Genomic DNA, 14,035 nt, shown 5'->3' on the forward strand with positions numbered 1-14,035 from the left:
ATATCTCTATTTATACTTTTCTACCAGCTCTTTGCTCTTTTTTCTGGTTTTTATTATTTTTTTCAAATAAAAAAAGAGCCTAACAATCTAGGCTCGTTCCAAGGCTTCTATTCATTTCTTACACTCAAAGGAATAATCACTTGTTAAGTTATTATGTATTACCAAAGTCGAAGCTCCCCCAGTTTTAGTGCAACCGCTGGTGAGTAAGTTAATTTCCTTTGTATGAAAATAACTAGACGTAACAATTATTAAAAGGAGTCCTATTATAGTCACTCCTATTAGACCTATCATTGGTAGTAAATACTTATTGTATTTAGTCATCATCTCAGTCCTCTCATTAAGTTCATACGAATTACCCTTCGGAATTATGTTTTCTACTACTGAGACTAGAATATTATGGGACTATTATCTGTCAGTAACCAGACAATTAGAAAGACATACACGATCAATAGCATAAGAAAACCTACACGAAAGCTAGTATGCAATGTTTTATGACGAAATAGCTGCATCCCTAAATACGCACCTATTCCTCCACCAAAGATTGCGAAAGTCCATAATGTTTTTTCCGATATTCTTTGTCCCCTTTTCTTTGCTTGGGACTTATCATAGCCCATCAATAGGAACGCTGACACCGACATTAATAAAATAAAAATAAGAATCACATTAACCATAATAATCCTCCTTAGAAAAGCATAAGCCCCTATCTCTGCCCCGACAGGCAAATGGGGAAAAGCGAGGAGGCAGCTCTCCAGCCACCGCAGCTTTTATCCATTTGACCCCGAGGGGCAAGGGGCTGAAGCTAGACAATATGAAAAGCATAAGCCCCTATCTCTGCCCCTGACAGGAAAACTAAATTAGATTGTAAAAAAAGGCTGATAGAAAATCTATCAGCCTTTTCATCTAACTTATTTGTTGATTGCTTTTTTTGCTAAATCAGCAATTTGTGTAAATGCTGCTGCATCAGTTACAGCTAATTCAGCTAACATTTTACGGTTTACTTCGATTTCAGCTAATTTCAATCCGTGCATTAAACGGCTGTAAGAAAGTCCGTTCATACGAGCTGCCGCATTGATACGTGTGATCCATAGTTTACGGAATTCACGTTTCTTTTGACGACGGTCACGGTATGCATACATTAAAGATTTCATAACCTGTTGGTTTGCTACTTTATATAATGTATGTTTAGAACCGTAATAACCTTTAGCTAATTTTAATACCTTTTTACGACGCTTGCGCGTCACTGTTCCGCCTTTTACGCGTGGCATGTTCATTACCTCCTGCTATTCTTTCGAATAATTTGATTTCGTTTAAATTATTTCATGTAAGTAAGTAAAGTTTTGATACGTTTGTAATCGCCTGAAGAAGCTACTTTAGTTTTACGTAGTTTACGTTTAGCTTTAGTAGATTTGTTAGCGAATAAGTGGCTTCCAAAAGCACGGTCATGTTTTAATTTACCTGTACCCGTTTTTTTGAAACGCTTTGCAGCTCCACGGTGAGTTTTCATTTTCGGCATGTCGAATTCCTCCTAAACAATTGTACTCTATTACTGTTTTTCGTTCTTCGGTGCAAGCACCAAGAACATACTGCGTCCGTCCATTTTCGGTTTTGACTCGATAGTGGATACTTCCGCACAAGCTTCTGCAAATCTATCTAAAACTCGTTGTCCGATCTCTTTATGAGTAATGGCACGACCTTTAAAGCGAATAGATGCTTTCACTTTGTCTCCTTTTTCAAGGAACTTGATCGCGTTTTTCAATTTCGTTTGGAAATCATGCTCATCGATAGTCGGGCTCAAGCGAACCTCTTTCATTACGATAACTTTTTGATTTTTACGAACTTCACGATCTTTCTTTTGCTGCTCAAATTTGAATTTACCATAGTCCATGATACGAGCGACCGGTGGCTTGGCTTGAGGAGCCACAAGGACAAGATCCAAATTTACACGACCTGCTATTTCAAGTGCTTCGTTACGTGTTTTTAAACCTAATTGATCACCATTTTGATCAATAACGCGTAGTTCGCGTGCTCGAATGCCATCGTTCACATACATGTCTTTGCTAATAATGATCCACCTCCAGATAGTGTCGCGAATACATGGTTTGGGCATAAATTCCGTAGAAACGAATCAGTCACGCCGTTTTCGATCCAATAAAAAAGCGAGCAGACATCTGTTAATGTCTGCCCGCCGATATGAGAAATATGTAGCAACTACATATTACAGTCGATCGTGTGCTTACCAGTCAACAACCAATGTGTCGAGCAGGTGAGAAGCGGGCAGCCTCTTCTTATACCACAAACTTGTATTCAATAACCTAAATAACTATACCATCCACAAAACTATTTGTCAACAATATAATTATATAATTAATTGTGTGCTACTTCTTCTTGCAAACGAGCTAAAAATTCGTCGAAAGGAATACTTTCGGATTTTTGCTCTCCATATTTACGAACGTTTACATTACCTGATTCTAACTCTTTATCTCCTAGCACTAGCATATAAGGAATCTTTTGCATTTGTGCTTCGCGAATCTTGTAGCCAAGCTTTTCTTCGCGGTCATCCATTTCTACACGGAACCCACCTGCAACTAATTGCTCTTCAATTTGCTTAGCATACTCGAAATGTACTTCATTAGAAACTGGAATAATCTCAACTTGTACTGGTGCCAACCAAGTTGGGAAAGCTCCTTTGTATTCTTCGATTAGGAATGCAACAAAACGTTCCATAGTAGAAACTACTCCACGGTGAATAACGACAGGACGATGCGGTTTTCCATCTTCTCCTACATATGTTAGATCAAAGCGCTCTGGTAGTAAGAAGTCTAATTGAACTGTTGATAATGTTTCTTCCTTACCAATAGCAGTTTTCACTTGAACATCTAGTTTTGGACCGTAGAATGCTGCTTCGTCTTCTGCTTCAATATAATCTAATCCTAATTCATCCATAGCTTCTTTTAGCATACTTTGAGCTTTTTCCCACATTACATCGTCGTCAAAGTACTTTTCTTTATTGTTAGGGTCTCTGTAAGATAAACGGAATGAGTAATCTTTCAAGTCAAAGTCTTTATAGACAGAGATGATTAATTCAACAACCTTTTGGAATTCCAATTTAATTTGATCTGGACGTACAAATAAATGGGCATCGTTCAAAGTCATCCCACGTACACGTTGAAGTCCTGATACTGCTCCAGACATTTCATAGCGGTGCATTGTTCCTAGCTCCGCGATTCGTAGAGGAAGGTTACGATAAGAATGCATACCGTTTTTGAATATCATCATATGGTGCGGACAGTTCATTGGACGCAATACTAGTGTTTCATTGTCCATCTCCATAGGAGGGAACATAGAGTCTTGGTAATGCTCCCAATGTCCTGATGTCTCATAAAGTTCTTTAGACCCTAAAACTGGTGTGTAAACGTGTTTGTAACCAAGCTTTAGCTCCTTGTCTACAATATAACGCTCAATTACGCGTCGGATAGTTGCACCGTTTGGTAACCATAGAGGCAAACCTTGTCCAACCTTTAAAGAGTTAGTGAAAAGCTCTAGCTCCTTACCAATTTTACGATGGTCACGTTCTTTTGCCTCTTCCAACATTTTAAGATGCGCTTGAAGGTCCTCTTTTTTAAAGAATGCAGTTCCGTAAATACGTTGAAGCATTTTATTGTCACTGTTACCTCTCCAATATGCTCCTGCAATGCTTAACAGTTTAAACTCTTTTAGCTTTCCTGTAGAAGGAACATGAACACCACGGCAAAGGTCAAAGAAATCTCCTTGCTCGTAAATCGAAACTTGTTCTCCAGCTGGTATCGCTTCAAGAAGCTCTACTTTATACTCATCATCCTGAAACTTTTCAAAAGCTTCTTCGCGAGAAACGTCATGACGAATAATTTCGATGTTTTCATTAATAATTTTTTTCATTTCTTTTTCTATTAACGGTAAGTCATCAGCTGTAATTGGCTCTGGTGAGTCAATATCATAGTAGAAACCATTTTCAATGACTGGTCCGATTCCTAGCTTTACATCTTTAAATAGACGCTTTACTGCTTGTGCCAGTAAGTGAGCTGAACTATGACGCAGAATTTCTAACGCTTCATCTGACTCGGGAGTAATAATCGCAATCTCTCCATCCTCAGTAATTGGTGTTTTAAGATCGATCAGCTGACCGCTTAATTTACCTGCTAAAGCTTTTTTTCGAAGCCCTGGACTAATAGATTGTGCTATTTCTTCTGTAGTTGTTGATGAAGGAAACTCTTTTACTGCTCCATCTGGAAATTGTAATTTAATAACATCTGCCACGTTGAACACTCCTTAATAATTTTTAGATTAAGTATTAGCCTAAGACTGCTCTTCCCTAGAGCAGATTAGTTGGTTTAGGTAAGACGATTCATTATTTTTAGACAAAACAAGAAAAGCGGAGGCGCCTGTATCTGCCCCGACAGGCAAATGGGGAAAAGCGAGGAGGTAGTTCCTCAGCCACCACAGCTTTTATCCATTTGACCCCGAGGGGCAAGGCGGTGGAGCTAGACATCAATTGATTCACATGTTCAGAATTTTTTAATTTCCTAAACAACAAAAAAACCCCGTCCCGGTAAAGGGACGAGGTTTAAATCGTGGTTCCACCCTTCTTCTATCTATACGAATATAGACGAAGCTTTGCATCGGTTAACGGACCGGTGACCGGCAAGCTGCTACTACAATTTCACAGCTGCTGCTCGGAGGTGGTAAATCGATTGCCGGTGCTTAAGAAGCTTTCAGCCAAGGCTTCTCTCTCTAAAAAGTCGTACAAACTGATCATTATCCTCTTCAACGCATCTACTTGTTCTTATGAAAATGATTATACGCCACGACTTTAGCATTTGCAAGTAGTTATTTATGCTCTCTCCAGTTCTTCCCTTGAAGAGCAACTGGTATAGTCAGCGCCTTGATCCGTTCCATAATACGTCCTGCTTTTACTACCTCTTTTTCTCCTCGTTGAGTATAAGAAAGATGATGCTGTAATTCATCATAGTTAAAGTTAGAAGACATAAAGGTTGGAAGCTGTTCTGACATCCTGTAGTGGAGAATAGTTCCTATAATTTCATCACGAGTCCAGCTAGACATTGTTTCTGCACCAATATCGTCTAGCATAAGCACAGGTGCTTTTTTTACAAACTCTACTTTTTCAGGAAGAGATTGATCTTGTATAGCCTGTTTCATTTCGCGAAGAAATTCAGGGACGTATACAACTACTGAATGAATATGTCTAGCTGCTAGTTCATTTGCTAGTGCGCCCAATAAGTAGGACTTACCGACTCCAAACTTCCCGTAAATATAAAGTCCTTTTGCAGGCAATTTATTTGTTCTTTCCCATTCATTTAAGAAGTCCTTAGCAGCTCGAACTGCTACAACACGGCTATCATCTTGTAAGTCTAAGCTTGAGAGACTAGCCTCCATCACCTCTTTAGGCATATGAATACTGTCTATCATAGAGGTCACTTTTTTACGCTCATCCTCTATAACCCCTCGTTTACACCTTACATACTCAACATCTATTAGGCTCCGGTCTAACACTAGCTTCGGCTCATAGCCCTTCATAAAATTCGCACATTCGTCTAAGGAAGGACAGCCCTTGCAATCGTGAGACTGTGATTTATATTCATATAACTTACTCAAGCTCCGATTAATTACCTGTTTAGATATTACATCTGAGTTTTCCTCTATAAATGCTTGTATATTCGGTTCCTCTAATACTTCCTGCTGCAACTCATCCAATCGAGAAGTAAATTCAGGAGTGACTACTCTTTTGAGCGTTTCATTAATCCGTTCCATTTCCTTCACCTACCTTTTCATCATTCCTAGTTCTTCTAATAGCTTTTGCCTTTCAGCATCTATATCTTGTATGCCATTTGTCTCTTTTCCTGTAAGCTTTAACTCGTCATCTTTTTTATAAAACCAATCTGGCACCTTTTCTTCTCTAGTCGGTTTTTTCGAATATGTCTTTTGCTTAGATCCTTCGCTTTTCCATTTCATGTACTGCTCATGCTCGTTTCTTGCTAATTCCATAGCTTCCTTAGCTGTTTTAACGTCCTTGCGCATCCAGTGAGAAGCAATCTTTTCTGCATAATTCTTCGTCAGCTTCATGTCTGTACGAAGAAGCACATATTGTAACAGGACATTAACTACCCCGATAGGCATTTTATAATGCGTGACAAAATAATTGGCTAACTGAACGTCTGCAAGTATAGGTTCTTTCCCATTAGCAATATCCTTCAAGACCTTTGCAGGAGCAGTCGTTTCCAAATATTGAATCAGCTCTTCTTCTTTGGTTAGTTTCTTTTCATCTGTTTGTACTACTTTCGAAGCTGGTTCTATTTTTTGAATAACTGGGGCAGTGCGAGAGACCGTTAACTTATAATACTCTGCACAAGCTTTTTTCAATCTAGCATCCGAAAGACGAAGTTCATCATCCAAAGCTAGAATAACGACCTTTTGCATTTCTACCGGCGATAGATTATACAAAAATGCAAGCTTTGCAATTACTTCCTTAGCTTCTGTTGTCATGGCAGACTTCGGAACCAGTTGCTCAGATAGACCATCTTGTAGCAAGGAGAAATCGAAATCCTCGTAATAGAAAGGTACAGAACTATTTCGTGTCTTTGACTGGAAATTTTCTTCCGTTGATGCAGGTAAACCTGTTTTAGTAGTTGGTTTAAAAACATCCACAAAGGTTCTTGAGACGTCTGTATACTCATGTTGCCAGTTAGACGTTTGAATGTAACGGCTTCTAAGCTGTTTATATGCACTTTCTCCAATTTTGTTTAGTAGGTACATGGATAACAAAGGATCCTTTAGAAAAGATTCCGCATCTAGAGGAGCTTCAAGTTCATAGCAGAAGCTGCGTCCATCTCCATTGGGCTTTTGCCATGTGCGCAGCAGGCCAATTGCTTCTAGCGCAATTCTAGCTTGAAAAACTTTTCCCAATGATAAACCAAGGACATTTAATAAATGATAATGTGTCCATTGGTTTTCACTTTGCATTTCTCCATCAGCCCATAACGTCAAATAAAGGCTCATGCTTTCTGCTCCGACTAGTGGCTGATAAAATAACGTCAGCAGCTGACGATCATAGTCAGAAAAAGAATACGGCAAGCGAATCATATATGTATCTGTCGAGTGTAGCTCCTTATATAACATCACTTGTTTACCTACTCCTTAAATAATTGCTTATAATGAAGGATTCTTTTTTAAGATTTCCTTTAACTCATCAATGAAAACATTTATGTCTTTAAACTGGCGATATACAGAAGCGAATCTTACATAGGCAACCTCATCAATCTCAGCAAGCTTGTCCATGACCTTTTCGCCAACTTCCTCTGATTTAACTTCAGAGTTACCTGTTCTTCTTAGTTCCTTTTCAATATAAAACACAACTTCCTCTAATTGGTCAAGTGCAACAGGTCTCTTCTCACATGCACGTATTAGCCCTCGCAATATTTTCTCTCGGCTGAATTCTTCTCGAGATCCATCTTTCTTTACGACAATTAAAGGAGTTTCCTCTACCTTTTCAAAGGTCGTGAAGCGAAACCCACAATCCTCACACTCTCTCCTTCTTCTAATTGCCTTATTATCATCTATCGGTCTGGAATCGACCACTTTAGTGCCATTAAATTGGCATGCTGGGCATTTCATAGAACCTCTCCTAAACGTTTGCTTTAATTTTGTATACCTATTATAACAACTTTTCCTCATAAAATCGAAAAAGCAGAGGAATAAATTCCTCTGCTCACTCAGTTTTGTTCATGTTTCATTACACTTGAACTGTCATGCGTTCTTTAGGTGCCTTGACTGGACCCATTCCACGTGGCATTTCGAGCGTTTCGCGTGTTCCAGCATTAAGAGCATCTGCAATATAGTTAGCCGCGATTGATGGATCTAAATCACCACAAGTATACACATCAATGCTTGCATAACCGTGCTCTGGAAAGCTGTGAATCGTTAAATGCGACTCGGAAATTATAACGACTCCACTTACACCTTGTGGTGCAAATTTGTGAAATGCAACTTCTCTAACTTCTGCACCTGATTTTAGTGCAGCATCAACAAATGTTTGTTCGATAAATTGCATATCGTTAAGTTTGTCGAAATCGCACTCCCATAGTTCTGCAATAATGTGACGTCCCATTGTCTCCAATGTCCGTTTCCCCCTTTGATAAGTTTTATTTTTAACATCAAAGTTGACTACCACGGGGGAAAGTTAGTCCTAAGAGGTCCTAACCCTTTAAGTAGTCTATGTACTAGAAGTACACGATTTCCATTATAAAACATATTAACTAATAGTGCAATATAAAAAAACCTCTTTCTAGTAATACTAGAAAGAGGTAGGCATTATGTTAATATTAGGAAAAACACTCATTAGTGAAGCATAATGTCAGACTCAATTAAATTAAATAAAATAAGTTATTACGATATTACAATCCACTTGCAACTTTTTTAGCTAAGTCTACCACTCTTGCTGAATAACCCCATTCATTATCATACCAAGCAAGTACTTTAACTTTTGTTTTACCCATTACCATAGTAGTCAGTCCATCTACAGTACTAGAATTAGTAGTTGTATTGAAATCAATCGAAACCAATGGCTCATGAGTAATTCCCAAAATGCCCTTCATAGAGCCCTCGGCTGCTTTTTGGAACGCAGCATTTACTTCTTCCGCTGTCACTTCTTGTTGAACATCCACAACTAAATCTACTAAAGAAACATTAGGAGTAGGAACGCGTAAAGCCATTCCATGAATCTTTCCTTCTAGCTCTGGCAATACAAGTGAAAGGGCTTTCGCTGCACCGGTCGAAGTAGGAATAATAGATTGCCCACAAGAACGCGCACGTCTTAAATCTTTATGGGGGTTATCTAAATTATTTTGGTCATTTGTATAGGCATGAACTGTAGTCATTAAACCGTTTTCAATACCAAAGGCATCGTTTAATACTTTTACTACTGGTGCCAAACAATTAGTTGTACAGCTTGCATTTGAGATGATTTGGTGATTTACTACGTCTAGCTTTTCATCATTTACACCAATGACAATCGTTGCATCCTCATTTTTGGCAGGTGCTGTAATAACGACCTTCTTAGCCCCAGCTTTTATGTGACCTGATGCTTTTTCTCCATCATTGAATTTACCAGTAGATTCAATTACGATATCCACATTCAATTCTTTCCATGGAAGTTTTTCTGGCTCACGCTCGTTTACGATCTGTACATGTTTACCATTTACGATTAGAGCATTATCTCCAATCTCAATTTCTCCAGAGAAAGTTCCATGTGTAGAATCATATCTTATTAGGTGAGCTAAAGTTTCTAATGGGTATCTAGCATTAATAGCTACTACATTAAGTTCCTCTTGTACGATTGCTTGGCGAAATACCATTCTTCCGATTCTTCCAAAACCATTGATTGCAATTGAAGCTGACATATAATAAGTCCTCCTATAACGTGTGATACTTTTTCTTTTATAATCATGCATTAGTATAACACAATTTTAGAATTATGTAGCCTTAAAATACCCTGTTTTTAAATTCGTTATTTTCAAATAATTATTACTTCCAAGCTCTAAGAATTTTTTCTAGCTGCTCCCTAGTTGACTCCAAAGTACCATTATTATAAATGACAGCATCTGCGCCCTTCTCCTTAATAGACAAAGGCAACTGAGATTGAATTCTTGCTTTTGCTTCCTCTTTGGAATAATTATTTCTAGCCATTAGCCTGTTCAGTTGAGTTTCTTCTGATACAGTAACGACAATAATTTTATCCACGTAAGATTGGAGCTTACTTTCAAAAAGCAATGGGATATCCATTATAATAACCGGATGACCTGCTAGTAACATTTCCTCTTTTTGTCTCATCATTTCCGCTCGAATGGCCGGATGCATAATATCATTCAGCTGTTTTCTTTGGGCGGGTGAAGAAAAAATTATTTCACCTAGCTTCGGACGATTTAGTTCACCATCCGCATTAAGTATCTCGTCTCCAAAAACCTCCGTTATTGCCTGAAGAGCATCTGTTCCTTTTTCCACAACGATTCTTGCTACAAGATCTGCATCAATAATGGGATATCCCATTTCTTTCAGCATATTTGACACCGTACTTTTGCCGCTAGCGATACTTCCAGTCAATCCAATGATCATGATGAATCCTCCGTTACTTTTGGCACGAACCACAATAGGTAGATGTTCGGCCAGCTATTGTTTTTTGCTTGGTAGCCTTCCCACAGATTGGGCAGCTTTTTTTGCTATACATTTGTAATCTATGCTGCATCGTTCCTGCTCCACCATTAATAGAGCGATAATCTGAAATAGTACTTCCACCATTTTCAATGCTGTCTAACAGTACTGTCACTATTTCCTGAAACAGTTGAATTTTTCTTGCTTTACTTATTCTTTTTACTGTCCGGGCAGGATGTATTCTAAGATTAAATAATGCCTCTGTGGCATATATATTGCCACAGCCTGAAACGACATGACCATCCATGATGAACTCCTTGATAGCTTTGTTTTCATAGCGCGGCAAGAGACTCATCTGTAGAAAATGCTCTAATGCTCCATCGTCAAAAGGCTCGGGAGCCATCAAAAGTAAAGGTGGATAGTCTGCTTCGGTTTCTAGCAGACGTAGCTCGCCAAACCGACGTATGTCCGCATATACAAGCATTTCTCCTTCTTCAAAATGAAGAGTAACATGACTATGCTTTTTAAACTTTTCCTCTAAGATGTCATCCAAGGTCCTTACATAGAACCAAGCACCAGACATGCCCAAATGTGAAACGAGTAGAAATGGTTCTCCATATTGGTTTTTCAAATGAAAATAAATATATTTCGAGCGCCGTTCAATTCGAGCGATCACCATACCAGGAAGAGCAGCCTGGAATGACTCCACGTCTGCTCCCTTGATAATAGCTTCCTTTCCAACTTGCTTTGATTTTATGATGGTTGGAGAAACATCCACTGATTGAATCAATTTACCTGTGACAACAGGCTGAAGTCCTCGAACAACACCTTCCACCTCTGGTAATTCTGGCATACATAAAACTCCTTACTTTGTATCGTACCAAGATGATCCAAACGCATACTCCACTTTAAGAGGAACGTTTAGCTCAATCGCAGATTCCATTACCTCAGGAACGATTTTCTCAAGCAGTGCAATCTCTTCTGGAGGAGCCTCGAATATTAGCTCATCATGCACTTGAAGAAGCATCTTGGTTTGCATGTTTTCTTTTTTAAGTCGTGCTGCCATATCAATCATCGCTTTTTTAATGATATCTGCTGCGCTTCCTTGTATAGGCGTATTCATAGCTGTGCGTTCAGCAAAGCTTCTCAGATTAAAATTAGAGCTAGTTATTTCCGGCAAATATCTTCTACGGTTCAAAATGGTCGTAACGAAACCTTTTTGCTTAGCTGTTTGAATACTGTCATCCATATATTCCTTTACTCCAGGGAAGCTTTTCAAATACTTCTCGATAAATATAGCAGCTTCTTTACGAGTAATATCTAAGCTTTGAGATAGACCGTAATCACTAATTCCATAAACAATACCAAAGTTAACTGCTTTTGCTGCACGGCGCATATTAGAATCAACAGCGTCTGCCTCTACATGGAATACATCCATAGCGGTTTTAGTATGGATATCCATATTATTCTTAAAGGCTTCCATCAGGTTTGCATCCTCTGCCATATGTGCAAGCACCCGTAGCTCTATTTGAGAATAATCAGCTGCAAACATAACCCATTCAGGATTACTTGGTACAAACGCTTTACGAATTTTTCTACCTTCTTCAAGACGGATAGGAATATTTTGCAAGTTAGGATTGATAGAGCTTAAGCGCCCTGTTGTTGTTAGAGCCTGCTGGTATCTAGTATGAATTTTCTCGTCACTCTCATGGATTTCTTTTAAAAGTCCTTCGATATAGGTTGAATTTAACTTCCCTAATTGACGGTACATTAGAATCTGTTCAATAATTTCATGCTCACTAGCTAGTTTCTCTAACACATCGGCTGCTGTAGAATAGCCAGTCTTCGTTTTCTTAATAGGTGGCAGTCCTAGCTTTTCAAAAAGAATGACGCCAAGCTGCTTTGGAGAATTAATATTAAATTCTTCTCCCGCTAAAGCATGGATGTCACCTTCAATTTGCTTCAGCTTGATTTCTAAATCATGGCCCATTTCAACAAGTACTTGTTTATCCACTTTTACTCCATCTGACTCCATTGTCCCTAGAATAGATGCTAGTGGTAATTCCAACTCCTTGTATAGCTTAAATTGTTCATTTTCTTTTAATTTCTTTTCAAGGATAGGTTTTAAATGCCATAAAGCTAATGCCTTTCTAGTTGCATGCTCCGCAAGCTTCTCTTGCTCGGGAACAGACTTTTTGGCTCCTTTTCCGTAAATTTGCTCATTGCTTAATACATTATAATAACCATATTCTTTCCCTATCGTTGCTACATCATCTGCAGACAAAGATGCATTATCTATATAGGCTGCCAGTATTAGATCAAACTCCACCCCAGCAATGCTTACTCCATGTTTTCTGCTTACTGCTTGAGTTGCTTTTGAATCCACGACATACTTTGTTTTGGACTCATCCTCTAGCCAAGCACAAAATTCTTTTGATTGGAAAGCTGTTTCTCCAGGGATAAAATAAGATTTTTCCCCATCTGACAACGCAATGCCCAATAAATCGGCTCTATGGTACTGTTCATCATATAATTCCAAGTGCAGGGACATTTCATCTACTAAGAAACTAGAGTTCACGTTCTCTACAATTTCAAAAGTCGTTTCCGTGGTAGAATGCTCCTCTGCAACATACTCCGTTTTTTCTAATAAAGTTTTAAAGGATAGTTCCTTCCATATAGAAATGACTTCATCCATATTTGGACCACTATAAGTGATATCCTCAAGTGACACATCGATAGGAGCGTTTATTTCAATAGTTGCAAGCTCCTTACTCATCTTAGCCTGTTCCTCATTGGCTATAAGCTTTTCCTTTAGCTTAGCACCACTAACTGAATCGAGCGCTTGATATAGTTGCTCAACAGATCCATGCTCCTTTAAAAGTTTAATGGCTGTTTTTTCACCAACGCCTGGAACTCCCGGAATGTTATCAGAGGAATCCCCCATTAATCCCTTCATATCGATGATTTGAAGTGGTGTAAGTCCGTATTTTTCTTGAACGTGCTCTGGTGTATATTTCTCTATGTCTGTAATTCCTTTTCTCGTAATATACACTGTAGTCGAATCAGTAGCTAGCTGAGTTAAATCCTTGTCTCCTGACACAATGACAACCTGCTGTCCCTTCTTTTCAGCCTGTCGACTTAGCGTCCCTATAATATCGTCTGCCTCGTACATTTCCAGCTCATATCGTTTAATGCCATAAGCATCTATAAGCTTGCGTAAATATGGAAATTGCTCTGAAAGCTCGGGTGGAGTTTTCTGTCTTCCTCCCTTATATTCTTCAAAAGTGGAATGGCGGAAGGTAGTTTTCCCTGCATCAAATGCCACGAGCATGTGTGTAGGATTCTCTTCATCCATAATTTTTTGAAGCATCATTGTAAAGCCGTAAACAGCGTTTGTATGTATTCCATGTTCGTTCGTTAATAAAGGAAGGGCAAAGAATGCACGATAAGCTAAACTATTCCCATCTAATAATAGAATTTTTTCAGATGACATGAATCATTCACTCCTTAGTTATATTGTTTTACATTAGCTTGTACAAAGAAAAGCGCAACCGCCTATCTCTGCCCCGACAGGCAAATGGGAAAATGCGAGGAGTCAGCTTCTCAGCCACCGCAGTATTTTCCCATTTGACCCCGAGGGCAAGGCGGTGAAGCTAGACATCAAGAAATGCGCAAGCGCCTGTCCTGCCCCGACAGGCAAATGGGTAAATGCGAGGAGGCATTTTTTCAGCCCCCACAGCTTTTAACCATTTGACCCGAGGGGCAAGGCAGTGAAGCTAGACATCAAGAAATGCGCAAGCGCCTGTCCTGCCCCGACAGGCAAATGGGTAAATGCGAG

Annotated in this window: 13 protein-coding genes and 2 other annotated features; all 13 genes read right to left on the bottom strand. The window is 39.0% G+C overall.

The features are described from left to right. Nucleotides 1-386: 386 nt before the first annotated feature. The 13 genes from NSQ95_RS12300 to polA all read right to left on the bottom strand — a co-directional run bounded on the left by NSQ95_RS12300 (nt 387) and on the right by polA (nt 13,690). Nucleotides 387-671, bottom strand: coding sequence for a DUF1294 domain-containing protein (locus tag NSQ95_RS12300; protein ID WP_340883051.1), 285 nt, complete (start codon nt 669-671; stop codon nt 387-389). A 234-nt stretch (nt 672-905) separates the two neighbouring features. Then, a complete protein-coding gene (rplT, locus tag NSQ95_RS12305) occupies nt 906-1,265 on the bottom strand; it encodes a 50S ribosomal protein L20 (RefSeq protein ID WP_169360298.1) in 360 nt (119 codons plus the stop codon). A gap of 47 nt (nt 1,266-1,312) precedes the next feature. Next, nucleotides 1,313-1,513: a 50S ribosomal protein L35 gene (gene rpmI / locus NSQ95_RS12310; RefSeq protein ID WP_053588661.1), complete on the bottom strand. Its 201-nt coding sequence runs from the start codon at nt 1,511-1,513 to the stop codon at nt 1,313-1,315. Between the two features lie 30 nt (nt 1,514-1,543). Beyond that, nucleotides 1,544-2,065, bottom strand: a complete 522-nt coding sequence (gene infC / locus NSQ95_RS12315; RefSeq protein ID WP_251553479.1) for a translation initiation factor IF-3 — start codon at nt 2,063-2,065, stop codon at nt 1,544-1,546. Between the two features lie 81 nt (nt 2,066-2,146). Next, nucleotides 2,147-2,293: a sequence feature (ribosomal protein L20 leader region), on the bottom strand. Nucleotides 2,294-2,364: 71 nt separating this feature from the next. Next, a complete protein-coding gene (gene thrS / locus NSQ95_RS12320) occupies nt 2,365-4,293 on the bottom strand; it encodes a threonine--tRNA ligase (protein WP_340883050.1) in 1,929 nt (642 codons plus the stop codon). A gap of 293 nt (nt 4,294-4,586) precedes the next feature. Then, nucleotides 4,587-4,813, bottom strand: a binding site (T-box leader). A gap of 50 nt (nt 4,814-4,863) precedes the next feature. Continuing rightward, complete coding sequence (dnaI, locus tag NSQ95_RS12325; RefSeq protein WP_340883049.1) at nt 4,864-5,805, bottom strand: primosomal protein DnaI; 942 nt, start codon at nt 5,803-5,805, stop codon at nt 4,864-4,866. A gap of 9 nt (nt 5,806-5,814) precedes the next feature. After that, the gene (locus NSQ95_RS12330; protein WP_342560813.1) at nt 5,815-7,170 is read right to left on the bottom strand and encodes a DnaD domain protein; all 1,356 of its coding nucleotides are present in this window, start codon (nt 7,168-7,170) and stop codon (nt 5,815-5,817) included. Nucleotides 7,171-7,200: 30 nt separating this feature from the next. Next, nucleotides 7,201-7,665 (bottom strand): transcriptional regulator NrdR, encoded by a 465-nt coding sequence (gene nrdR, locus NSQ95_RS12335; RefSeq protein ID WP_169360301.1) that lies wholly within the window; start codon nt 7,663-7,665, stop codon nt 7,201-7,203. A gap of 118 nt (nt 7,666-7,783) precedes the next feature. Further along, nucleotides 7,784-8,167: an adenosylmethionine decarboxylase gene (gene speD / locus NSQ95_RS12340; RefSeq protein WP_169360302.1), complete on the bottom strand. Its 384-nt coding sequence runs from the start codon at nt 8,165-8,167 to the stop codon at nt 7,784-7,786. A gap of 277 nt (nt 8,168-8,444) precedes the next feature. Beyond that, the gene (locus NSQ95_RS12345; RefSeq protein ID WP_169360303.1) at nt 8,445-9,449 is read right to left on the bottom strand and encodes a glyceraldehyde-3-phosphate dehydrogenase; all 1,005 of its coding nucleotides are present in this window, start codon (nt 9,447-9,449) and stop codon (nt 8,445-8,447) included. Between the two features lie 124 nt (nt 9,450-9,573). Beyond that, nucleotides 9,574-10,161 carry a dephospho-CoA kinase gene (coaE, locus tag NSQ95_RS12350; protein ID WP_340883048.1) on the bottom strand — a complete coding sequence of 196 codons (588 nt, stop codon included), beginning with the start codon at nt 10,159-10,161 and terminating at the stop codon, nt 9,574-9,576. A 13-nt stretch (nt 10,162-10,174) separates the two neighbouring features. Further along, entirely contained in the window at nt 10,175-11,050 is an 876-nt protein-coding gene (gene mutM / locus NSQ95_RS12355; RefSeq protein WP_342559715.1) for a bifunctional DNA-formamidopyrimidine glycosylase/DNA-(apurinic or apyrimidinic site) lyase, read from the bottom strand. Nucleotides 11,051-11,062: 12 nt separating this feature from the next. After that, nucleotides 11,063-13,690, bottom strand: coding sequence for a DNA polymerase I (gene polA / locus NSQ95_RS12360; protein WP_342559716.1), 2,628 nt, complete (start codon nt 13,688-13,690; stop codon nt 11,063-11,065). Nucleotides 13,691-14,035: the final 345 nt, after the last annotated feature.

This window comes from Psychrobacillus sp. FSL W7-1457, from assembly GCF_038593405.1.
GTDB lineage: Bacteria > Bacillota > Bacilli > Bacillales_A > Planococcaceae > Psychrobacillus.

Coding starts and splice junctions, on each gene's coding strand:
- NSQ95_RS12300 (WP_340883051.1), bottom strand. CDS start 671: ATGGTTAATGTGATTCTTATTTTTATTTTATTAATGTCGGTGTCAGCG.
- rplT (WP_169360298.1), bottom strand. CDS start 1,265: ATGCCACGCGTAAAAGGCGGAACAGTGACGCGCAAGCGTCGTAAAAAG.
- rpmI (WP_053588661.1), bottom strand. CDS start 1,513: ATGCCGAAAATGAAAACTCACCGTGGAGCTGCAAAGCGTTTCAAAAAA.
- dnaI (WP_340883049.1), bottom strand. CDS start 5,805: ATGGAACGGATTAATGAAACGCTCAAAAGAGTAGTCACTCCTGAATTT.
- NSQ95_RS12330 (WP_342560813.1), bottom strand. CDS start 7,170: ATGTTATATAAGGAGCTACACTCGACAGATACATATATGATTCGCTTG.
- nrdR (WP_169360301.1), bottom strand. CDS start 7,665: ATGAAATGCCCAGCATGCCAATTTAATGGCACTAAAGTGGTCGATTCC.
- NSQ95_RS12345 (WP_169360303.1), bottom strand. CDS start 9,449: ATGTCAGCTTCAATTGCAATCAATGGTTTTGGAAGAATCGGAAGAATG.
- coaE (WP_340883048.1), bottom strand. CDS start 10,161: ATGATCATTGGATTGACTGGAAGTATCGCTAGCGGCAAAAGTACGGTG.
- mutM (WP_342559715.1), bottom strand. CDS start 11,050: ATGCCAGAATTACCAGAGGTGGAAGGTGTTGTTCGAGGACTTCAGCCT.
- polA (WP_342559716.1), bottom strand. CDS start 13,690: ATGTCATCTGAAAAAATTCTATTATTAGATGGGAATAGTTTAGCTTAT.